General features: G+C 70.2%; 16 protein-coding genes, 1 tRNA gene and 1 riboswitch. Of the genes, 14 read left to right on the top strand and 3 right to left on the bottom strand.

Annotation, left to right across the window (positions count from 1 at the left end):
* Window positions 1-73 precede the first annotated feature (73 nt).
* The 4 genes from ACZ5PB_RS16415 (at window position 74) to ACZ5PB_RS16400 (ending at window position 6,234) form a co-directional block, all read left to right on the top strand.
* Complete coding sequence (locus tag ACZ5PB_RS16415; RefSeq protein WP_468691671.1) at window positions 74-754, top strand: SurA N-terminal domain-containing protein; 681 nt, start codon at window positions 74-76, stop codon at window positions 752-754.
* A gap of 66 nt (window positions 755-820) precedes the next feature.
* Complete coding sequence (locus ACZ5PB_RS16410) at window positions 821-1,861, top strand: nucleoside triphosphate pyrophosphohydrolase (protein ID WP_468691670.1); 1,041 nt, start codon at window positions 821-823, stop codon at window positions 1,859-1,861.
* 38 nt (window positions 1,862-1,899) lie between these two features.
* Entirely contained in the window at window positions 1,900-3,825 is a 1,926-nt protein-coding gene (locus tag ACZ5PB_RS16405; protein WP_468691668.1) for a tetratricopeptide repeat protein, read from the top strand.
* Window positions 3,826-3,864: 39 nt separating this feature from the next.
* Window positions 3,865-6,234, top strand: a complete 2,370-nt coding sequence (locus ACZ5PB_RS16400) for a tetratricopeptide repeat protein (protein ID WP_468691667.1) — start codon at window positions 3,865-3,867, stop codon at window positions 6,232-6,234.
* Here the strand turns inward: ACZ5PB_RS16400 and ACZ5PB_RS16395 are convergent.
* Window positions 6,221-7,474: a cytochrome P450 family protein gene (locus ACZ5PB_RS16395; RefSeq protein ID WP_468691665.1), complete on the bottom strand. Its 1,254-nt coding sequence runs from the start codon at window positions 7,472-7,474 to the stop codon at window positions 6,221-6,223. The genes ACZ5PB_RS16400 and ACZ5PB_RS16395 overlap by 14 nt on opposite strands.
* A gap of 311 nt (window positions 7,475-7,785) precedes the next feature.
* Between ACZ5PB_RS16395 and ACZ5PB_RS16390 the strand changes: the two genes are divergently transcribed.
* From ACZ5PB_RS16390 to ACZ5PB_RS16350, 9 genes are all read left to right on the top strand, one after another.
* Window positions 7,786-8,919 (top strand): transglycosylase family protein, encoded by a 1,134-nt coding sequence (locus ACZ5PB_RS16390; protein ID WP_468691663.1) that lies wholly within the window; start codon window positions 7,786-7,788, stop codon window positions 8,917-8,919.
* 299 nt (window positions 8,920-9,218) lie between these two features.
* A riboswitch (cyclic di-AMP (ydaO/yuaA leader) is annotated at window positions 9,219-9,415 on the top strand.
* A 2-nt stretch (window positions 9,416-9,417) separates the two neighbouring features.
* The gene (locus ACZ5PB_RS16385) at window positions 9,418-10,116 is read left to right on the top strand and encodes a transglycosylase family protein (protein WP_468691661.1); all 699 of its coding nucleotides are present in this window, start codon (window positions 9,418-9,420) and stop codon (window positions 10,114-10,116) included.
* Between the two features lie 342 nt (window positions 10,117-10,458).
* Window positions 10,459-11,745: a phosphopyruvate hydratase gene (gene eno, locus ACZ5PB_RS16380; protein WP_362418002.1), complete on the top strand. Its 1,287-nt coding sequence runs from the start codon at window positions 10,459-10,461 to the stop codon at window positions 11,743-11,745.
* 164 nt (window positions 11,746-11,909) lie between these two features.
* Window positions 11,910-12,386 carry an FtsB family cell division protein gene (locus tag ACZ5PB_RS16375; protein WP_468691658.1) on the top strand — a complete coding sequence of 159 codons (477 nt, stop codon included), beginning with the start codon at window positions 11,910-11,912 and terminating at the stop codon, window positions 12,384-12,386.
* A gap of 104 nt (window positions 12,387-12,490) precedes the next feature.
* Entirely contained in the window at window positions 12,491-13,027 is a 537-nt protein-coding gene (locus ACZ5PB_RS16370) for a DUF501 domain-containing protein (protein WP_468691656.1), read from the top strand.
* Entirely contained in the window at window positions 13,024-13,944 is a 921-nt protein-coding gene (locus ACZ5PB_RS16365; protein WP_468691654.1) for a Ppx/GppA phosphatase family protein, read from the top strand. The genes ACZ5PB_RS16370 and ACZ5PB_RS16365 overlap by 4 nt, the downstream gene beginning before the upstream one ends.
* Before the next feature lie 348 nt (window positions 13,945-14,292).
* Window positions 14,293-15,699, top strand: coding sequence for an NAD(P)/FAD-dependent oxidoreductase (locus ACZ5PB_RS16360; protein ID WP_468691652.1), 1,407 nt, complete (start codon window positions 14,293-14,295; stop codon window positions 15,697-15,699).
* 201 nt (window positions 15,700-15,900) lie between these two features.
* On the top strand, window positions 15,901-17,199 hold the full coding sequence (locus ACZ5PB_RS16355; RefSeq protein WP_468691650.1) for a class I SAM-dependent methyltransferase: 1,299 nt from the start codon (window positions 15,901-15,903) through the stop codon (window positions 17,197-17,199).
* Between the two features lie 159 nt (window positions 17,200-17,358).
* Window positions 17,359-18,573, top strand: coding sequence for a phospholipase D-like domain-containing protein (locus tag ACZ5PB_RS16350; RefSeq protein WP_468691648.1), 1,215 nt, complete (start codon window positions 17,359-17,361; stop codon window positions 18,571-18,573).
* A gap of 126 nt (window positions 18,574-18,699) precedes the next feature.
* Here the strand turns inward: ACZ5PB_RS16350 and ACZ5PB_RS16345 are convergent, their stop codons facing one another.
* Window positions 18,700-21,237 carry an ABC transporter permease gene (locus tag ACZ5PB_RS16345; protein ID WP_468691647.1) on the bottom strand — a complete coding sequence of 846 codons (2,538 nt, stop codon included), beginning with the start codon at window positions 21,235-21,237 and terminating at the stop codon, window positions 18,700-18,702.
* A gap of 91 nt (window positions 21,238-21,328) precedes the next feature.
* A complete protein-coding gene (locus ACZ5PB_RS16340) occupies window positions 21,329-22,087 on the bottom strand; it encodes an ABC transporter ATP-binding protein (protein WP_468692092.1) in 759 nt (252 codons plus the stop codon).
* A 451-nt stretch (window positions 22,088-22,538) separates the two neighbouring features.
* Between ACZ5PB_RS16340 and ACZ5PB_RS16335 the strand changes: the two genes are divergently transcribed.
* A tRNA-Leu gene (locus ACZ5PB_RS16335) sits at window positions 22,539-22,621 on the top strand.
* Window positions 22,622-22,711 lie beyond the last annotated feature (90 nt).

The raw sequence follows: 22,711 nt of genomic DNA, 5'->3' as shown, positions 1-22,711 counted from the left end.
CCGCCCGACGTAGCCCCGCCGACCTTCTCCGACCCGCACGACGCCGCACGATCACCGCCCCGGGAGGCACCCTTTGCACCGCCGCACGCGCACCCGCACCACGCTCCTCCTCTCCGCCGGACTGCTGGTCGCAGCCCCCCTCCTCACGGCGTGCGGCAACGACGCCCATCCCGGAGCGGCAGCCCTCGTGGGCGGCGAGCGCATCGAGGTGTCCTCCCTGCAGAGCCAGGTCAAGGACGTACGGGCGGCGCAGGCGAAGACCCCGCAGGCCGTCCAGCTGGTCAGCAACACCGGACAGCTGGGCCGCGCCAAGCTGCACGGCATGATCTTCGCCAGGGTCGTCGACCGCGCCGCCGCCGACGCCGGCCTGACGGTCACCCGCAAGGAGATCCAGGACGCGCGGGCCGCCGCCGTCGGCTACGAGGGCGGCGAGGACAAGGTCGCCGCGAAGCTGCTCGGCCAGGGCTTCGCCCCGGACCAGATCGAGCAGGCCCTGCGCCAGGAGATCCTGCTGAGCAAGCTGGCCGCCGCGAACCAGGCGGACCTGGCCAGCCCCGAGGGCCAGCAGAAGGTCACCGCCGTACTGGTCAAGGCCTCCAAGGCCCTGCACATCAACGTCAACCCGCGCTACGGCGCCTGGAACGACGAGCAGATCGGCCTCGCGGCGAAGCGGACCCCCTGGATCACCCAGAAGACCAAGAGCAAGGAGGCCCAGGCGGCGGACGAGGGCGGCGCCCCGCAGCCGCAGCAGTAGCCGCCTCCAGGGGGCGGCCGGATGGACCGGGTACGGGCGGTTCCGGCCCCCGGGTAACGTCGACCCGTGACCGAAACACCCGCCGCCCCCGGCCGTATCGTCCTGCTCACCGTCAGCCACCGGGTCGCCCCCGGCCTGCTCTCCTGGCCCGCCTGGCAGGCCCTGCGCGCGGCGGACCGGGTCGTGTGCGCCGACACCGAGCACCCCCAGCTCCCGTACCTCCACGAGGCGGGCGTCACGGTCGGGCACGGCACCCCCACCGCCGACGAACTCGTCGCCTTCTGCGCCGACGGCGACCGCACCGCCGTGGTCCTCACCGCCGGGGACGGCGCGAGCGAGACGCGCCTCACCGACGGCCTGGCCCGCCTCGCGGGCTCGAACCGGGTGCAGATGCCCGACCTGGAACTCCTCCCCGGCTCGTACGACCTGCCCGGCGCGCGCCTCCTCGACCTGGTCCACGTGATGGACCGGATCCGCCGCGAGTGCCCGTGGTCCTCCCAGCAGACCCACAAGGGCCTCGCCAAGTACGGCATCGAGGAGGCGTACGAACTCGTCGAGGCCATCGAGACCGAGGACCGCACCGAGCTCCGCGAGGAACTGGGCGACGTACTCCTCCAGGTCGTCTTCCACGCCCGCATCGCGCAGGAGGCCACCGGCGCGGGGGCGGAGGACGGGGACCGGAACGGGGACGGGGACGGCGAGGACGGCGAAGGGCCCTTCTCCATCGACGACGTCGCGGCCACCCTCATCGACAAGCTCATCCACCGCCACCCGCACGTCTTCGGCGACGAGACCGCCGAGACCCCCGCCGACGTCAAGGCCCACTGGCTCCGCACCAAGGCCATCGAGAAGCAGCGCGACTCGGTCACCGAGGGCATCCCCCTCGCCCAGCCCGCCCTGGCCCTCGCCGCGAAACTCTCCTCACGTGTACGCAGCGCGGGACTCGACGTGGCGCCCCCGGCGGGCGACGGTGGAATCGGCTACGAACTGCTGGCCCTTGCCTCCCGCGCGGAAGCGGAGGGCGTGGACCCGGAGACCGCACTGCGCGCCGCGTCCCGCGCCTACCGGGACGCGATCCTCGCTGCCGAGCGGGCGGGAGCTCAGTAGGCTGGCGGGTGGCCGTTCTAGTGTCGTAGGGGGCGTGTGTGGCAACGGAGTTGGGCGAGCTGGCGGACTGGCTGGCGCGGGCATCGGGACACGCCCTCTGGACCCTGGTCGAAGGCCGCGTGGGGCAGTTGATCGCGGACAGGTACGGGGCCGTCGAACTTAAGAACTTCCACCGGCGGTACGGCACGTCCCCGGAGCGGTGGCGTGCCTGGCTGTCCGACCTGGAAAAGGCCGACGGCGAAGTGGTCGAGCAGATCCGGCAGGCCCTGCGAGAGGAGGCGCCCGGACTCAAGCCCGGCGCGGCCCCGCAGCCCTCGCCCCCGGAGATCACCTCCATCAGCAACACCCTCTCGGGCCACACTTCCTATGGATCCGTGTTCCAGGTCGGCTACGCCGGAACCGTCGAGCACCACATCGCGGGCGACCACGTCGGCTTCCACAACAACACCATCAACGGCCAGGTCGTCGGCGTACAGAACGTCACCCACCCCACCCACCCGACGACCGGCCCCAGCACCGGCCCGCACGACTGGCGCCCTGTCCAGGACGTCACCGCCGCCGAGTTCGGCGTACGCCCCGCCCGCCGCGCCCCCGGCCTGACCCATGCCCCGCCGTACGTCGCGCGCGACTGCGACGCCGCCCTGGCCGACGGACTGGCGGACAACGGCTTCGTACTGCTCCTCACCAAACCGCTCTCCGGCACCTCGTACACCGCCTGGCACGCGGTGAACCAGCTGGACGGATACCAGCTGTACGCCCCCGAACCCGGCGCCGACCTGCGCCCGCTGCTGCGGAGCGAACCCGGAAAGTACGTCCTGTGGCTGGGCGAACTCGACGGCCACCTCGGCCAAGGCGGCCTGGAACCGGGCGTGTTGGCGCGGCTGAACGCCCTGGGGGCCGTGGTGCTCGCGACGATGGACATCGACGCGTACCGCGAGCGCCGCACCGACCGCGTGGTCACGCTCGCCCACACTGTCGAGGTCCCGCACCGGTGGAGCGCCGCCGAGCGCAAGCGAATGGCGCACTGCCACGACCCCCGCGTGCCCGAGGCCTGTGAGCTCGCCGAGACCGAGGGCATCGCCGCGTACCTCGCCTTCGGTCACTACCTCCGGGACGAATGGCAGCACCGGAGCACCCCCGGCGCCCACCCAACGGGCCACCGCCTGGTCCGGGTGGCCGTTGATCTGGTGCGCTGCGGTGTACGGGAGGCGGTCTCCTGGGACCTGCTGAAACGCCTGTACGCGTGGTTCGATGCCGAATCAGCGGCTCTGCAGGCAGAGCCGCTCGACGAAGCGCTCGCCTGGGCCACCCGCGACCACTTCGGTGTGCCCGGTCTGAGCCTGCTCGTCCAGGGCACCGCCCCGGGCACCTATCGGGCCCACGGCGCCCTCACCACCGACCTCCTGCCCGCACCGGACGAGGTGTGGCTCCGCATGATCGTAGAGGCGGCCCAGGAGAGCGGACTCGACCAGGTCGGCCTGGTGGACCGTTTCTCCAGCGTCCTGCGCCCGCGCGCGAAGGCGGGAGACCTGGACGCCATGATCATGCTCGCCAAGTTCCGGGAAGGTGCGGAAGACCCCGCGGAGGCGGAGCACTGGTACCGCAAGGCGGCGGACGCCGGAAGCGTCGAGGCGGCCGGAGCTCTGGGCGAGCTGCTGCTCGACCAAGGCTCCGACGAGGCGGGTGCGATCGGCTACCTGGAGTCCGCCGCGAGCGCGGGCAACCGGAGATCGGCAATCCTGCTGGGCAGGTTCCTGCGCGAGCGCGCCGACCACTGGCTGAGTGCGGCGGCGGAAGCGGGCAACGGTCACGCGGCACTCGAACTGGCCTGCCTCCACCTCGCTCGCGGCCGGATGGCCGACGGCGTACGAGAACTGACCGAGGCCGCCGAAAGCGGATACTGGCCCGCCGTCCAGACCCTCGCGGAGCTGCGTGCGGCGCTGAAGGGAAGCACGGCTCAGTAGGCTGACAACAGGGCCGTTCTAGTGCTGTAGGGGGCGCGCGTGGCAACGGAGTTGGATGTCCTGGCGCACAGGCTGGCGCGCGCCGCGAAGTCCGCCGAGCGGGACCTCGTCCGCAGGAAGCTGGAGAACGCGGCCGACGGAACGGGCACGACCCATGCCCTGACATTGCCGAGCATCGACGCCGGTGAAAAGCACGGCAACTGGCGGGACTGGCTGTCGGACCTCGAAGAGGCCAACCCCGACAGGATCGCGCAGGTACGCGGGATCCTCGACGCGCTCGACACCCAAGGCAGCCACGACACCGGCGATGCCCGGGACACCGCGCGGGAATGGCCCGAGAAGCCCTTCGGTGTCGACCTCCCCGACATCCACGTCCCCCCGTCCGTGACGCGTGCCGGCTACACCGTCCCCATCCACCACCAGGTCGAGGGCGACTACGTCGACCTCACCGGCAACGACCTCCACGGCGGCGACCTCATCGCCGTCCAGAACAACTACTCCCACACCTACTCCCACCCCACCCCGCCGCCCGCCCCGGAGGACTGGCGCCCGGTCGCCTCGGTCGCCCCCACCGAGTTCGGCGTACGCCTCGCCCGCCAGGTCCCCTCGATGCCCGCCATTCCTTCGTACGTCACGCGCGACCGCGACGCCGAACTCCTCGGCAAGCTCCAGCGCGGCGGCCTCGTCCTGCTCCTCGGCAAGCGGCTCTCCGGCATCTCGTACACCGCCTGGCACGCGGTGACCCAGCTCGACGGACACCGGATGTACGCCCCCGAACCGGGTGACGACCTGCGCGTCCTGCCCGGCACGCTCAGGACCCAGCTCGGCGTCTTCCGCCCGCTGGCCGTCGGGGCCGACGAACCACGGCCGGCCAAGTACGTCCTGTGGCTCGACGAACTGAGCGGGCATCGCGGTCAACGCGGCCTGACCCAGAACCTGGTGACCCAGCTGACGGCCCTCGGCGCGGTGGTGTTCGCGACCATGGACGCCGACGACTACTACAAGGACCGCACCGAACGCGTGCTGTCGATGGCGCAGACGGTCGAGCTCGACCGGCGCTGGAGCCGTCAGGAACTCGCGCGGGCGGGGGAGTCCCCGTACGACCCCCGGCTGAGCGAGGCGTGCGAGCAGTACGGAACCGAGGGCGTCCCGGCCCATCTGGCCTTCGGCCACCTCATGGACGAGGAGTGGCAGCGCCCGGGCAACCGCGACAAGCACCCCCGGGGCCGCCTCCTGGTCCAGGCGGCCGTGAACCTCTTCCGCTGCGGCGTACGGCACCCCGTACCGGAGGCCCTGCTCGTACGCCTGCACGAGAAGGCTCCGTCCAGGGACTGCGACCTCTCCCGGGAGTCCTTCGACGAGGCACTCGCCTGGGCAACCGCCGACCACTTCGGCGTCCCCGGCCTGAGCCTGCTCGTACCGGGCCCAAACCTCGGAACCTGGCGGGTGCACGGGGCGCTGACCGCCGAAGCGGAGCCGGTGTCCGCCGAGGTCTGGGAACACGTACTCGCCGAAGTGACGGACATGGATGGGGTCGACCGGGACGCTCTGGAGGCCGGGTACTGCGCATTCCTGCGCCCGCGCGCGGAAGCCGGAGACCTGACCGCCATGACCGCACTCGGAAGGTTCATGTCGGACATCACCGGGGCCATGGACTGGTACCGCAGGGCGGCCGACTCCGGGAGTGTGGAGGCCGCCGCCGAACTCGGCGCGCTGCTCGCCGAGGGGCCAGGTCATGAGCAGGAGGCGGTCAAGTACCTCGAAATGGCCGCGAAGGAGGGGGACAACGAGGCCGCCTGCACGCTGGGCCTCATCCTGCGCGACCAGGCCGAACAATGGCTCGGCGTCGCCGCGGACGCCGGCAACTCGGAGGCCGCCTACCGCCTCGGCAACATGCTGGTGGGCACCAGCAGCGTGGACGAAGCGCTGCGCCGCTACCGTCAGGCGGCCGAGGGAAACTACCGAGACGAGGCCGCCGCCAACCTGGGAGGCCTCCTCCTCGACGCGGGCGATCCGAAAGAGGCCGAGTACTGGTACCGCGTGGGCGTACTCGCCGGAGACACCAGGTCCATGCACAACCTGGCGATGCTGCTCAGCCGCCGCAAGGACAAGGCGTCCCGCGCGGAAGCCGTGCTCCTCTACCGGCTGGCCGCCGAGCAGAACCACCCGTACTCCAAGAACAACCTCGGCGCGCTGCTGATCAGAGAGGGAAACCGGAGCGAGGGCTGCGATCTCATCCGAGAGGACGCCGAGTCCGGCAGCGCCTACGGGGCCTACCAGTGGGGGCAGTTGCTCCTCCAGGACGGGAATTCGGCGGAGGCTCGCAGATGGCTCCGCAAGGCCGCCGCCGGGGGCCACTTCGCCGCACGTGCCGCCCTGGAGGGCCTTGAGGAGGTCAACGAGGCGTGAAGGCCACCGGCAGCACCCGGAGCCCCCGCATGATCAGCCCGCCGCGCCAGCGCAGTTCCTCCGGGGCCACCGCCAACTCCAGGTCCGGCAGCCTGCGCAGCAGAGTGGCCAGGGCGGTCTGGCCCTCCAGCCTGGCGAGCGGGGCGCCCAGGCAGTAGTGGATGCCGTGGCCGTAGCCCAGGTGCGGGTTGTCCTTGCGGGCGAGGTCGAGGACGTCCGGGCCGTCGAACTTCGCCGGGTCGCGGTCGGCGGCGGCCAGTACGACCAGCACCGGATCGCCGACGGCGATCGGCACGCCACCGATTTCCAGCGGCTGCGTCGCATAACGCCACGTGGCCATTTCCACCGGCCCGTCGAAACGGAGCAGTTCCTCGATACCCGTTTCGAGAAGGGCGGTTTCGCCGCGTTCGAGGCTTTCCTGGAGAAGGGCCTTCTGAGCGGGGTTCTTCATCAGGGCGAGTGCCCCGTTTCCGACCAGATTGATCGTGGTCTCGAAACCCGCGAAGAGAAGCACGAAACACATCGCGACGGCTTCTTCTTCGGTGAGGTGCTCACCGTGGTCGCTGGCCCGGATCAGACCGGAGATCAGGTCGTCCGCCGAGTCGTCGTCCCCCAGCGTCTCGCGCTTGCGGTGGATCAACTCGGCGAGGTAGTTGCGGATCTTCTTCACCGACCGGGCGACCCCGCCCCTCGGGCCGCCGCCGTGCCGGATCATCATGCCCGCCCAGTCGCGGAAGTCGTCCTGGTCCTCGCGGGGGACGCCCAGCAGATCGCAGATGGCGTAGATCGGCAGCGGGAACGCGTACTCGTGGATGAGATCGGCCTCGCCCTTTGCCGCGAACCGGTCCAGGAGGTCGTCGGCCAGCTCCTGCACCCGGGGCGCGAACTCCGCCACCCGGCGCGGGGTGAACGCCTTCGAGACGAGCCGCCGCAGCCGGGTGTGGTCGGGCGGGTCGATGTTGAGGAGATGCGTCATCAGATTGGCGCTGCGCTCCCCGGGGATACCGGTCTTGCTCTTGCCCGCCGCGTCCTCGGCATGGTGTGCCGGATTCTTGCTCAGCCGCTGGTCGGCGAGCGCCTGCCGAGCGTCGGCGTACCGGGTGACCAGCCATGCCTCGACCCCGCTGGGCAGAGTGGTCCGGTGGACGGGTGAGTTCTCCCGCAGCCAGGCGTACGAGGGATACGGATCGGTGGCGAACTCCCAGGTGAAGAGTTCGGGAGTGGGGTGCGGCGTGTTCACGCCACGACGTTACCGGGCGTGCTCACAAGGGGCCCGCCGAGCCGGTCCGCCGGGGCGGGGCGGCATATTCCGTAAGGCAGGAGTAATCGGCGGCGGGCCGTCCAGTTGACACTCCGTCAGCAATGTGACCTTCGCGTTATCTGCACTGCATTGACTTGTGACGGGTGTTCGAGTGCCGCTACCTTCACACGCGACTCGGCAGTTACGGCCGGAAGCCGAGTCATCGTCAGCTGAAAGGCAATCGCATGCGTACCGGGAACGGTCGGCACCGTCGTCCGCGTCAGGCACCCGCTCTCATCGTCGCGGCCGGGGTGACCGGATCCGCAATCGCGATTCCGCTCCTCGGGGCGACCAGCGCGGGAGCGGCCGAGGCGGGGACCTGGGACCGGGTCGCCGAGTGCGAGAGCGGCGGCATGTGGAGCGCCGACCTGGGCAACGGGTACTACGGCGGGCTCCAGTTCTCGCAGGAGAAGTGGGACCAGTACGGGGGCGGCGCGTACGCGTCGCGTCCCGACCTCGCCAGTCGTTCGCAGCAGATCAGGATCGCGGACAAGGTGCTGGCGGCCGAAGGGCCGCAGGCGTGGCCCAGTTGTGCCGTCATATCCGGGCTCGCGCCGGGCGGTGGGGCCGGCTCCGGTTCCGCTTCCGGCGGAGGGTCGGGTTCCGGCGGGGTGGACGCCGCCGATCCCGGTACGGGGTCCAAGGACCCGTCCGCACCCGCGGCGGGGTCCGCGCGACCCGGCACGCCGGACGGCGGGCAGAGCGCGCGGCCGGACGAGTCGACCGGCCCCGCGCAGTCGACCATCCCGGCCAAGCCCATCGAGCCGGCCCAGCCGGTCCAGCCGACCCCCAGCACCAGCGTGTCGCCGAGCACGGGCGCCGACGCGGGCACGGGCGCCACCCCGAGCACCGACCCGGCCACCGGCACCGACCCGGCCGCCACCCCCGGCACCGACCCGAGCGCCGACCCCTCGGTGCCCGGCACCATTCCGAGCACGCCCCTCCCCGGCACGCCCCTCCCGAGCACCCCCGCCCCCGGCACCCCCGCCCCCGACCCCACCGCCTCCGCCGGCGGCGACGCCGCCCGGGGCGACGGCAACGGCAGCGGCAAGCACCGGGGCACCCCCGCCCCCGAGAACTCCCTTCCCGGTACGGACGGTTCGGCGAGCCCCTCCGAGGGCCCCGCCACCGACCCCACCGCCCCGCCCGCGACGGACGACCGCGAGTCCGGACGGCACGCCTCCCGAGGGGGCGGCAAGTCCCCTGCGGGGCCCGTCGTCGAGGACACGTACACCGTGCGTCCCGGTGACAACCTCTGGCACATCGCCGACGAGGCGAAGCTGCCCGGCGGGTGGCCGGCGCTCTACGAGGCCAACCGGACCGAGCTGGGCGACGACCCGGACCTCATCCGCCCTGGCCAGCACCTCGAACTGGGCGAGAAATAGCCACCCGGCAACCCGGAAACCGTCACAAAACACGGGTAGTTCAGGGGTGAATGTCCGGTTCTGCGCGAGTGAGACATGAGTCTCTTCGCCCCAACTGGCGTGTCGCTGCCGGGAGCTCCTGCTGCGCCCCTTCTGACCTGCGTAAACGAGGGTTGGAGGAGGGCAAGGAGGGGTGAGATGTCCCCGATGTGCCTCTTTGAACATCGGGGACTCCTGTGTTTACGGTCGTCCTCGCTCGCCACCGGTGAGCACCGGTACCCGTCACGCCGAATCCTGCCGACGGGGCCCGGGAGCAGTCGTCGCGTAAAGCGCCGTAGGCAGGAGCGGGGGACCCAAGGTAAGTGCCGGGCCCGGACGTTGAGAGACGTACGGAAACGGCTAGGGGTGAAGTCGCCGAGCGGAACGCAGTCATGACGGATGCGGACCGGGAAAGCGACCGGGCGAACTCACAGCCCGAACCCGACAGCTCACCTCGAAGGCGTCGGTGAGGAGATATCCATGTCGCTTTTCAGCAAGGGCAAGCACCGCCGTCCGTCCAAGGCCACCCGCGTCGCCGCCTACGCCGGCGTCGCCGGTGTCGCGGTAGCCGCCCCGCTGATGGGGGCCTCCACGGCCTCCGCCGCCTCCGTCGACACCTGGGACGCCGTCGCCCAGTGCGAGTCGGGCGGCAACTGGTCCATCAACACCGGCAACGGCTACTACGGCGGTCTGCAGTTCTCGCAGTCCTCCTGGGCCGCCGCGGGCGGCACCCAGTACGCCCCGCGCGCCGACCAGGCCTCCAAGGGCCAGCAGATAGCCACCGCCGAGAAGCTGCTCGACATGCAGGGCCCGGGTGCCTGGGCCTGCGCGGGCGCCGGCAACCTGAGCAACGACGGTGTCGACCCGGGCGTCAGCACCGGCTCGGGCTCCGCCAAGCAGTCCGCCCCGAAGGTGGAGAAGAAGCGCGAAGAGGCGCCCGCTTCCCGCAGCGAGACCCGCCAGGCCCCCAAGGTCGAGGTCCCCAAGGTCGAGTCCAAGGCCGGCGGCCAGATCAAGAAGGGTGACGGCGAGTACAGGGTCAAGTCCGGCGACACTCTCTCGAAGATCGCCGAGGCCAAGGGCGTCAAGGGCGGCTGGCAGCACCTCGCAGACCTGAATGAGGACGTCGTTTCCAACGCCGACCTCATCTACCCGGGTCAGCAGCTCCACCTGAGCTGACCCCCGTGGGGGCGGCGGCCCACCCCCGCCGACCCCCATGCCGGACCCCGGCCAGGCGCGACTTCCCCCCGTACGCGCCCGGCCGGGGTCTTTTACGTCCACCGATACGCAGGGGTACGCACGCCTTACGTACAAAAGGTGAACGCAGGGATCACGGACAGTGAGAAGTCAGTAGGTCCTTCGTCCTGTATTACAGGCATTCGGGCATCTTTTCGTCCCACGGGACGGTCGATCGGCTGGCCGATGGCTCCGGTCCGGTTAGGCTCTTGTCGCAAGGCCGAAAGCGACCCTGCACCGTGCGCCCCCAGCGGCGCCTCCCCAAGCGTCACATCCCATAAGGAGATGCTCGTGCCGTCCATCGACGTCGTCGTAGCCCGGGAAATCCTGGACTCCCGAGGCAACCCCACGGTCGAGGTCGAGGTCGGCCTCGACGACGGCAGCACGGGTCGTGCTGCTGTCCCGTCCGGCGCCTCCACCGGTGCCTTCGAAGCCATCGAGCTTCGTGACGGTGACCCCAACCGCTACATGGGCAAGGGTGTCGAGAAGGCCGTCCTCGCCGTCATCGAGCAGATCGGCCCGGAGCTCGTCGGCTACGACGCGACCGAGCAGCGCCTGATCGACCAGGCGATGTTCGACCTCGACGCCACCGAGAACAAGGGCTCGCTGGGCGCCAACGCCATCCTGGGCGTCTCCCTCGCCGTCGCGCACGCCGCGTCCGAGGCCAGCGACCTGCCGCTGTTCCGCTACCTCGGCGGTCCGAACGCGCACCTGCTGCCCGTCCCGATGATGAACATCCTCAACGGTGGGTCGCACGCCGACTCCAACGTCGACATCCAGGAGTTCATGATCGCCCCGATCGGCGCGGAGTCCTTCTCCGAGGCCCTTCGCTGGGGTGCCGAGGTCTACCACACCCTCAAGAAGGTGCTGAAGACCAAGGGCCTGTCCACCGGCCTCGGTGACGAGGGCGGCTTCGCCCCGAACCTGGAGTCCAACCGCGCCGCGCTCGACCTCATCGTCGAGGCCATCAAGCAGGCCGGTTACATCCCCGGCGAGCAGATCGCGCTCGCGCTCGACGTCGCCGCCTCCGAGTTCTACAAGGACGGCAAGTACGAGTTCGAGGGCAAGTCCCGCTCGGCCGCCGAGATGACCGAGTACTACGAGGAGCTCGTCTCCGCGTACCCGATGGTCTCCATCGAGGACCCGCTGTACGAGGACGACTGGGCGGGCTGGGCGGTCCTCACCGGCAAGCTGGGCTCCAAGGTCCAGATCGTCGGCGACGACCTCTTCGTCACCAACCCGGAGCGCCTGGCCCGCGGCATCGAGGAGAACTCCGCGAACGCCCTGCTCGTCAAGGTCAACCAGATCGGCTCGCTCACCGAGACGCTGGACGCCGTCGAGCTCGCCCAGCGCAACGGCTTCAAGTGCATGATGAGCCACCGCAGCGGCGAGACCGAGGACGTCACCATCGCCGACCTCGCGGTCGCGGTGAACTGCGGCCAGATCAAGACCGGCGCCCCGGCCCGCTCGGACCGCGTCGCCAAGTACAACCAGCTGCTGCGCATCGAGGAGATCCTCGACGACGCCGCGGTGTACGCCGGCCGCTCGGCGTTCCCCCGCTTCAAGGGCTGAACCAGTCAAGGCCGGACCAGTCGAGGCTGAACCAGTCGAGGAGCGATCACCTCCAGAGCTGATCGCTCCTCGTAGCCCCGGCCGGCAGGCCAGTCGTCCCTACGTCCCCGGCCACGGTCCCGTACCGTGTCCGGGGACGTAGGCGCGTGACGGGGAGGCGGCAAGTGGCAGGCAAGGACCGGTTCTCCACGACGACCAGGCTGCGGCTGCTCGGCGAGCAGACCGCCGCCCGGGTCTACCGCTCCCAGACCCGCCGTCAGGCCCGCCGCTCCCGGCTCACCGGCCGGGCGGCCCTGCTGGTCCTGGTGATGTGCACGCTGGTGGTCGCCCTCGCGTACCCGATACGGCAGTACTTCTCCCAGCGCACCGAGATCGCCGAGACCGAGCAGGCCAAGAACGAGGCCGAGCGCCGGGTCGAGCAGCTGCGCGACGCCAAGGCCAGGCTCCAGGACGACGCGTACATCGTGCGGCTCTCCCGCGAGCACCTTCACTACGTGAAGCCCGGCGAGACCGGCTTCACGGTGTACGACCCCGAGGCGGGCGGCGCCACCCGCCGCCCCGGCGAGGGCGACGCGGCCGACCAGCCCTGGTACTCGAACGTGTGGGGCGGCGTCGACGAGGCCGACCGGCAGGAGCCGTAACCGGGCCCGGCACGCACCCACCCGCACCCGTACGGACCTCCCCGGCCCCTCGGGGGCAGCAGCAGAACCCGTAGAACCTCGCAGACACACGACAGAAGGCACGCATGGACACCCCGCCCCCGACCACGCCCCGCACCGAGCCCACCGAGAGGGACATCGAGGCGTTCAAGCTCCAGCTGGGCCGCCCGCCGCGCGGGCTGCGCGCCATCGCGCACCGCTGCCCCTGCGGCAACCCGGACGTGGTCGAGACGGCCCCTCGGCTGGAGGACGGCACGCCGTTTCCCACGCTGTACTACATGACCTGTCCCAGGGCGACGGGCGCGATCGGCACCCTTGAGGGCTCCGGCCTGATGAAGGAGATGCAGGCGCGGCTCGCCACCGACCCCGAGCTGGCGGACACCTACCGGGCCGCGCACGAGGACTACCTCAAGCGGCGCGACGCCATCGAGGAGCTGGTGGGCTTCCCGAGCGCCGGCGGGATGCCCGACCGGGTGAAGTGCCTGCACGTGCTGGTGGGCCACTCGCTGGTCGCAGGACCCGGCGTGAACCCGTTCGGCGACGAGGCCCTCGCGCTGCTGCCCGAGTGGTGGGCCAAGGGCGCGTGCGTGACGCCCTGCGCGGACGCGGAGGCCGCCAAGTGACCCGGGTCGCCGCCATCGACTGCGGTACGAACTCCATCCGCCTGCTGGTCGCCGACGCCGACCCGGCGACGGGTGAACTCGTCGACCTGGACCGGCGGATGACCATCGTCCGGCTCGGCCAGGGCGTGGACCGGACCGGGCGCCTGGCCCCGGAGGCGCTGGAGCGCACCTTCGCCGCCTGCCGCGAGTACGCGGAGATCATCAAGTCGCTCGGGGCCGAGAAGGTCCGCTTCGTGGCGACCTCCGCGTCCCGCGACGCGGAGAACCGCGACGAGTTCGTCAGCGGGGTGCTGGAGATCCTGGGCGTCGAGCCCGAGGTGATCACCGGGGACCAGGAGGCCGAGTTCTCCTTCACCGGTGCCACCAAGGAGCTGGCCGGCAGCGGTCAGGAGTACCTGGTCGTGGACATCGGCGGCGGCTCGACCGAGATCGTGGCGGGCCGGGAGTCCGTCGAGGCGGCTCGGTCCGTGGACATCGGCTGCGTACGGCTGACCGAGCGGCACGCGCCCGCGAGCCCCGCGTCCCCGTACGAGGTGGCCGCGATCCGTGCCGACATCGAGGCGGCGCTCGACCTGGCCGGGCAGAGCGTGCCGCTGGCCGGGGGCGGGCGCACCCTGGTGGGGCTCGCCGGTTCGGTGACCACGGTGGCCGCCATCGCGCTGGGGCTGCCCGAGTACGACACCCGGGCCATCCACCACTCCCGGATCCCGTACGCGAAGGTCCGCGCGATCACCGAGTCGCTGATCGCCGCCACCCACGACGAGAAGGCCGCGATCGGCCCGATGCACCCGGGCCGGGTGGACGTCATCGTGTCCGGGGCGCTGATCCTGCTGGCCCTCATGGAGCGGACCGGGGCGGCGGAAGTGGTGGTCTCGGAACACGACATTCTGGACGGGATCGGCTGGTCGATCGCCTGACCCGGAAGCTCACCAAACGAAGTTCGTGAAGTTCTTCACAAGGAAAAGGGGCCCGATGGGCCCCTTTTTTCGGTCCCAGGGCCGGTCGGACGGGCCGGACGGCCCTAGTGCGTGCATTTCGGACCGTTCCGGGCGTGTGACATATGTATGAAGCGGATAAGTGGTCCAGTGGACGCGAGAGGCCATCGGGCCTGCTGGGGAGGGGTTTTCAACGACTCCCGGGGTGGTGCGGTTCCCCGTCCGGTCATGACCTGAGTCACGTGGGCCGCGGAGTGTAACAGAGGGGTCCGCAGACCTTGTGAAGGGGCTCACGAGGTACCCCCTCGGACGGGGTGGATACTCGATTGCATGAGCACCACGGAGCGTCCCAGGATCCTCGTAGTAGGCGGTGGGTACGTAGGCCTGTACGCGGCACAGCGCATTCTCAAGAAGATGCGCTATGCGGAAGCGACCGTCACGGTCGTCGACCCGCGCTCGTACATGACCTACCAGCCCTTCCTGCCCGAAGCCGCCGCCGGCAACATCTCGCCGAGGCACGTCGTCGTACCACTGCGACGCGTCCTTCCCAAGGCCGAGGTGCTCACCGGTCGGGTCACCACCATCGATCAGGACCGCAAGGTCGCCACGATCTCGCCGCTCGTCGGCGAGGCCTACGAGCTGCCCTTCGACTACCTGGTCATCGCCATGGGCGCGGTCTCGCGCACCTTCCCGATCCCCGGCCTCGCCGAGCAGGGCATCGGCATGAAGGGCGTCGAAGAGGCCATCGGTCTGCGCAACCACGTCATCGAGCAGCTCGACAAGGCCGACTCGACGCACGACGAAGAGGTCCGCCGCCGGGCGCTCACCTTCGTCTTCGTCGGCGGTGGCTTCGCAGGCGCGGAGACCATCGGCGAGATCGAGGACATGGCCCGCGACGCGGCCAAGCAGTACAGCAACGTCTCGCGCGACGACATGCGCTTCGTGCTGGTCGACGCCGCCGACAAGATCCTTCCCGAGGTGGGCCCGGAGCTGGGCCGCTGGGGCAAGGAGCACCTGGAGAGCCGCGGCATCGAGATTCACCTCTCGACGTCGATGGACTCCTGCGTCGACGGCCACGTGGTGCTCAAGAACGGCCTTGAGGTCGACTCCAACACCATCGTGTGGACCGCCGGCGTCAAGCCGAACCCGGCCCTGGCCCGCTTCGGCCTGCCGCTCGGCCCGCGCGGTCACGTCGACACCCAGGCCACCCTCCAGGTGCAGGGCAGCGACTACATCTGGGCCGCGGGCGACAACGCCCAGGTTCCGGACCTGGTCGGCCGCAAGGCCGGCAACCCGAACGCCTGGTGCCCGCCGAACGCCCAGCACGCGCTGCGCCAGTCCAAGGTCCTCGCCGACAACGTGGTCTCCGGCATGCGGGGCTTCCCGCAGAAGGAGTACAGCCACGCCAACAAGGGCGCGGTCGCGGGTCTCGGCCTGCACAAGGGCGTCGCGATGATCGTCATGGGCAAGATGAAGATCAAGCTCAAGGGCCGTCTCGCCTGGTACGCCCACCGCGGCTACCACGGCATGGCGATGCCGACGTTCAACCGCAAGATCCGCGTGCTGGCCGACTGGACGCTGGGGATGTTCCTCAAGCGCGAGGTCGTCTCGCTCGGCGCCATGGAGACTCCCCGCGAGGAGTTCTACGAGGCCGCCAAGCCCGCTCCGGCTCCGGTCGACGCGGTGAAGGTCCCGGCCGCCGCCGAGCCCAAGAAGGCCGAGGTCAAGGCGTCCTGACGCCCGGCCGGCCACACCCGCAGTAACCCTTCCGAAGGGGCCGTCCGCCATCCGTGGTGCGGACGGCCCCTTCGGCATACCCCCGCAGATGTGCATGTAACGGCCATGTATTTTGCCTTCTCGTTGCCGGAATCCGGGATGCGGGGGCCGCCCGCCGGTGTTATTCGAGAGGTACGTCGATACGACACGGAGGTGTGCACCATGGCCGATGCCGCGCAGCGGCTGACCACTCTTGCCGAGGAACTCCTCTCCACCCCGCTCCCGGTCCGCATCCGCGCCTGGGACGGCAGCGAAGCCGGACCGCCCGGCGCCCCCGTCCTGGCCGTGCGCGACCGCAGGGCGGTGCGCCGGCTGCTGTGGAAGCCCGGCGAACTGGGCCTCGCCCGCGCCTGGGTGGCCGGTGAGCTCGACATCGAGGGGGACCTCTACGAGGCCCTGGACCGGCTCGCCGGTCTGATCTGGGAACACGACGGCGACGACGGGCAGAAGTCCGTGCACCCGGTCCGCGACCCCAAGCTGCGGGCCGCCGCCCGCGAACTGCTCAAGCTGGGCGGGCCGCTCCCGCCGCCGCCCCCGCCCGCCGAGGAACTGCGCCGCCACACCGGACCGCTGCACACCAAGCGCCGGGACAAGGAATCCATCAGTCACCACTACGACGTGGGCAACGACTTCTACTCCCTGGTCCTCGGCCCCTCCATGGTCTATTCCTGCGCCTATTTCGCCGACCCGACCGCCACCCTCGAAGACGCCCAGCACGACAAGCTCGACCTGATCGCCCGCAAGCTGGACCTGAAGCCCGGACAGCGCCTGCTGGACGTGGGCTGCGGCTGGGGCTCGATGGCCATCCACGCCGCCCGCACCTACGGCGTGCACGTCACCGGGGTCACCCTCTCCACCGAACAGGCCGCGTACGCCCGCAAGCGCATCGCCGAGGAAGGGCTCACCGACCGCATCGAGATCCGCGTCCAGGACTACCGCGACGTCCGTGACGGGCCGTACGACGCGATCTCCTCGATCGGCATGGCCGAGCACGTCGGTGCCGTCCAGTACGCCGAGTACGCCGCCGACCTCTACGCGCTCCTCAAGCCGGGCGGCAGGCTGCTCAACCACCAGATCGCCCGCCGGCCGGTCGCCGACGAAGGGGCCTACCAGGTCGACGAGTTCATCGACAGATACGTCTTCCCGGACGGCGAACTGGCCCCCGTGGGACGGACCGTGGAACAGCTGGAGGAGGCCGGGTTCGAGGTCCGCGACCTGGAGTCCATCCGCGAGCACTACGCGCTGACCCTGCGCCACTGGGTCGCCCGCCTGGAGAAGAACTGGGACGCCGCCGTCCGCACGGTCACCCCCGGCAGGGCACGCGTCTGGCGCCTCTACATGGCCGCCTCCGCGCTCTCCTTCGAGCGCAACAGGATCGGCGTCAACCAGGTGCTGGCGGTGCGCCCGGAGCGCTCCGGCGCCTCGGGGATGCCGCTGCGCGCCCGTGTGTGGGGTGAGTGACCACCTGAGGGAGAACGCCGGGCTCCGCTCCTGACGCGGATAGGTTCGGAAGTTGCGGAACTCCGTGCTCCGAGGGCCCAGAGGCCCCGAGCGCGGAGTTCTCCGTATTTCTCGCCCTGCGGGGCACTTTCTGTACACGTCAGGAAAGAGGGGATCGACGTGCAGCAGCACCGGAAGCACGCGCGGACGAAGCGGATGTGGCTGTGGGGAACGGGAGCCGCCGTGGTGGCGCTCGCCGTGCCGGTCACCGCCTTCGCGGGCGGGGCCGACGAGGCGGCGGCAGTGACGACGACCGCGACGTTCAACGACCCGGCGGGCGACAGCGCGGCCCAGAGCCGGATCCGGGACCATGTGAAGGGCCTCATCGAGGGCGCCCCGGCAGGATCCACCATCACCGCCGGGCTCTACTCCTTCACCGACACCCAGGTCTCCGGCGCCCTCGCGGACGCCAAGCAGCGCGGCGTCAACGTGAAGATCGTCATCGACAACGCGGCGACCGGCGACGGCGGCCAGTACAACGCCCTCAAGACCGCGCTCGGCACCGACCAGTCCAAGGGCTCCTTCGTCACCAACTGCGGTGTCAACCGGGGCTGCATCGGCTCGCGCGAGCTGGTCGCGGGCTCGGGCGACGGCTCGATCAACCACAACAAGTTCTGGCTGTTCTCCGAGTCCGGCGGCACCAAGAACGTCGTCGTCCAGGCCTCGGCCAACATGACGAGCCTCCAGCGCACCGACCTGTTCAACAACGCGGTCACCCTCGTCGACGCCGGGCTCTACGGCGTCTACCAGGACTACTTCGCCGATCTGGCGACCCGGAAGGTGAACAACGACTACTACAAGACCCCCTCGGCGGGCGCGTACAAGACCTACTTCTTCCCCCGCAAGGAAGCCGCGGGCAAGAAGTGGAACGACGACGCCTCCACCGACACCGTCTCCCTGATCCTCGGCAACGTCGACTGCAAGGCCGGCACCGAGGTGCGCGTCGCCGCCAACCTCTTCTCCCGCCGCGAGGTGGCCGAGAAGCTGGTGTCGATGACGGGCGCGGGCTGCAAGGTGATCATGGCCAACGACGGCGGTACGGCGATGAGCCCGGACGTCTCCAGGATCCTGGCGGGCAAGCTCACCGAGCGCGTCGAGTGCGCGGAGGCCCGCCCCGGCAAGAACCCGGTCGGCCTGCACTCCAAGTACATCCTGGTGAACGGCAGTTACGAGGGCAGGGCCGGCCGCAAGCTGGTCTTCACCGGCAGCCACAACTACAGCTACGCGGCGCTGCGCGCCAACGACGAGACGCTGCTGAAGATCGACAACGCGGCGCTCTACGACCAGTTCAAGGAGAACCACGCGAAGATCATGAGCTACTGCAAGGGCTCCTGACCCGGGCACGTACGGAGCTCGTACGGGAGCACATACGGAGCACGTACGAAGGCGGCCCCCGCGACGTGTGCACGTCGCGGGGGCCGCCCCTGTCCCTGACTGTCCTGCCCGTCCTGGCGTCCCGGGCTACTCGGCCTTGATGGCGGCGAGCATGTTCAGCCTGGCGGCGCTGCGGGCCGGCCACATGGCGGCCAGTACGCCGACCACGCCCGCCAGCACCAGGAAGATGCCGATCCGGTCCCACGGGACGACCAGGGAGTAGCCGACCACCTGGTCCTTGACGGTCTGGCCGATGGCCCAGGCCAGGAACGTACCGAGGACCACACCGACCACCGCGCCGAACACCGAGATCACCACGGCCTCCAGGCGGATCATGGTCTTGACCTTGGTGCGGGCCAGACCGATCGCCCGCAGCATGCCGATCTCCTGCTGGCGCTCGAAGACGGACATCGCCAGGGTGTTGACGACGCCGAGCACGGCGATGATCAGGGCCATCGCGAGCAGCCCGTACATGATGTTGAGCATCTGGTTGACGACGCCGCCGAACTCGTTGCGGATGTCGTCGCTGTCCATGATGACGATCGCCGGGTTCTTGCCGAGGGAGTCCACCAGGGACTGCGCGTTGGCCGCGTTCGCGCCGCCGTCCATGGCGACGTACGCCGAGTAGATGAGCGGCTCGGGGGTGTGCCGGCTCAGGCCCTTGGCGTCGACCATGATGCCGGAGATGAACTCGTTCTTGGCGTAGATGCCGCCGACGGTGAACTTGGCCTTCGTGCCGTCCTCGTAGGCCAGGTCCAGCTTCTGGCCGACCCGGTAGCCCTCCTCCGTGGCGGTCTTCTCGTCGACGCCTACCTCACCGCGGTCCAGACCGCCCAGCGAACCCTTGACGACCGGGAGGTTCAGGACCTTCTGCACGTCACCGGGGGTGACGCCGACCGCGTTCTGGTAGGAGTCGCCCGGGCCCTTCAGGGAGCCGAACTGCTGCGGGGAGGAGGCGGTGACGCCCTTCGCCTTGGCGAGCGCCTCGATGACGGTCTTGTCCATGGAGGACTTGTTGGCCATCGAGACCATGTAGTCGGCCTTGACCACGTCGGTGGTCTGCCGGTCGATGGCCTGGCCCATGGTCACGCCGAGCACGGTGAGACCGGTGACCAGGGTGAGGCCGATGGCCAGCGCGGAGGCGGTGGCGCCGGTGCGGCGCGGGTTGCGGACCGAGTTCAGCCCGGCCAGCTTGCCGGAGACCTTGAACACCCGGTGCAGCAGCGGCCGCACCAGGGCGATCACCGGCCGCGACAGCAGCGGAATCAGGATGATGATGCCGATCAGCGCGAGGAAGGCGCCGCCGCCGATGAGTATCCGGCCGGTCTCCTTGCCCATGGCCGCGCCGCCGACGACGGTGGCCGCGCCGAGGGCGGTGACGAGGGCGCCGATGACGTTCCGTACCACCAGGGACTTCACGGACGGGGTGGCGTGCACGCTGCTCATCGCGGCGACCGGCGGGATCTTCGCGGCCCGGCGGGCGGGCAGCCAGGCGGCGAACATCGTGATCAGCACGCCGACGGCGAGGGAGGCGAGCACCGGGGTCAGACCGATGACCAGCGGACCGGACGGCAGCTGGGCGTCCATGGCGTCCATCACCGGGCCCAGGCCCGAGGCCATGCCCAGGCCGAGCGCGAAGCCGATCACCGAGGCGATCAGTCCGACGATGCCGGCCTCGGCCAGGATCGAGCGGGTGATCTGCTTGCGGGAGGCGCCCACGGCGCGCATCAGCGCGAGTTCCTTGGTGCGCTGGGCGACCAGCATGGTGAAGGTGTTGGAGATCAGGAAGACGCCGACGAACAGGGCGATCCCGGCGAAGCCCAGCAGAACCTGGGTGAGGGTCTTGGTGCCTTCGGTGACCATCCTCTCCTCCTCGGCGGCGAGCTGCGTGCCGGTCCGCACCTCGGCTTCCTTGGACACCAGCGGCTCGATCGCCTGCTGGAGCGCGGCCTGGTCGGTGCCGGCCTTGGCGGTGACGGTGGCCGAGGCGAAGTAGCCGGGCTTGAGGAAGAGGTCCTGGGCGGTCTTCGTGTCGAACAGCACCAGGCTGCCACCGGAGTTGACGGCGCCCTGGTCGGTGGTGAAGACACCGCTGAGGGTGTACTCCTTCACCGGCCGGTTGGTGGCGACGCGGATCTTGTCGCCGACCTTGTAGCCGCCCTTCTCGGCGGTCTTGGTGTCGAGGGCGATCTCCCCGGCGTTCGCCGGGCCGTTGCCGCCGGTGAAGGCGTAGCGCCAGTCCTTGCCGTCCTTGCCGGGGGCGAAGTTCCCGCCCTTGTTGGACCAGCCCTGGGCGATCAGCTTGCCCTCGCGGTTCGCGGCGCCCGCGAAGCCGTCGACGGCGCCGGTGACGTGCTCCGCGCCGGGCAGGGCGGCGATCTTGTCGAGCTGGGCCTGGCTGATGCCGGGCCGCTGCTCGGCGGCGTCCGCGGGGGTGCCGTAGTCGGTGATGCCGACGGCCACCTTGTCGAGCCCCTTGCTCGACTGCTGGCGGAAGGCGTTGTGGAGGGTGTCGCTGAAGATCAGGGTGCCGGAGACGAAGGCGACGCCGAGCATCACGGCGAGCACGGTCATCAGCAGCCTGGCCTTGTGCGCGAGCACATTGCGCAGGGCGGTGCGGAACATGGGAGTTACGTCCTGGAGGGTCGGGAAGCCTGGATGGGGGAGGGGCCGGAGCGCTGCGGCGCACGGGGCCCCGGAAAGCCGGAGCGGGAGGTCAGCTCGTACGGCCCTTGGTGTCGAAGTCCTTCATCCGGTCGAGTACGCCGTCGGCGGTCGGGTGCAGCATCTCGTCGACGATGCGGCCGTCGGCCAGGAAGATGACGCGGTCCGCGTAGGAGGCGGCGACCGGGTCGTGCGTGACCATGACAACGGTCTGGCCCAGCTCCCGTACCGAATTGCGCAGGAAGCCCAGCACCTCGGCGCCCGAGCGCGAGTCCAGGTTTCCGGTCGGCTCGTCGCCGAACATGATCTCCGGGCGGCTGGCCAGGGCACGCGCCACGGCGACGCGCTGCTGCTGGCCGCCGGACAGCTCGGAGGGGCGGTGCTTGAGCCGGCCGGAGAGGCCGACCATCTCGATGACCTTGTCCAGCCAGGCCTGGTCGGGCTTGCGGCCCGCGATGTCCATCGGCAGCGTGATGTTCTCCAGCGCGTTCAGCGTCGGCAGCAGGTTGAACGCCTGGAAGATGAAGCCGATCTTGTCCCGGCGCAGCTGGGTCAGCTGCTTGTCCTTGAGGGCGCCGAGCTCGGTCTCGCCGATCCGCACCGAACCGGAGGAGAAGGAGTCGAGGCCGGCGACGCAGTGCATCAGCGTCGACTTGCCGGAGCCCGACGGGCCCATGATCGCCGTGAACTCGCCCTGCCGGAAGTCCACCGAGACCCGGTCCAGCGCGACGACCTGCGTCTCACCGTGCCCGTAGACCTTGGACAGCTCGGTGGCGCGGGCCGCCACCGCTACGGCGCGGTGCTGCTGCATGGCGTGGGGGAACGTGGTCACAGTGGTGCTCCTGTCGGGACGCTTGGGGGGACGTTTCCCATCCTCACCTCGCTTTTACGTCCGCGAGTCAGTCCGCGTGCCCGTTCCCCGGCCCCTCTCGGGTCTGACCCGGGCAGGCCTCCGTCCTCCTTGAGTATGACGGCGACCCCGAGAGCGGGGCAGGGCTCCGGAGCGGGGGCGCCCGTGGCCGGCGGGAAGGGCGAAAGGACGGTCCGACCCGAGCGGAAGAGGGCTACTTTCCGTCAATCCCGTACACGCACCGACAGCGGACGGTACGGCTCCGCACCTGGTCGGGCATGCGACGGAGGTTCCGTCCACTGTGTGACGGTCCATCAAGCGCCCATAAAATAAGACAGCATTGGGGCGATGTACCGCTGTTCGGGGGATGCCTGCGGATAGGCTCTGAGCCATTGTCGCGGCCGCGCGCCCTGCCCGGATGGTGGAATGCAGACACGGCGAGCTTAAACCTCGCTGCCCCTCGGGGGCGTACCGGTTCGAGTCCGGTTCCGGGCACATTCGCGCCTGAAGCGGAGCGCGCCGGCCCCTCTTCTCCTTGTCCTCTCCTCCGCATCGATCACTGCGATCGGGGAAAGATCCTCCTCT

This window comes from Streptomyces sp. NPDC032721 (genome assembly GCF_055579625.1).
The sequence above is the reverse complement of the archived record's forward strand: the minus strand, read 5'-3'. Positions and strand labels throughout refer to the sequence as shown.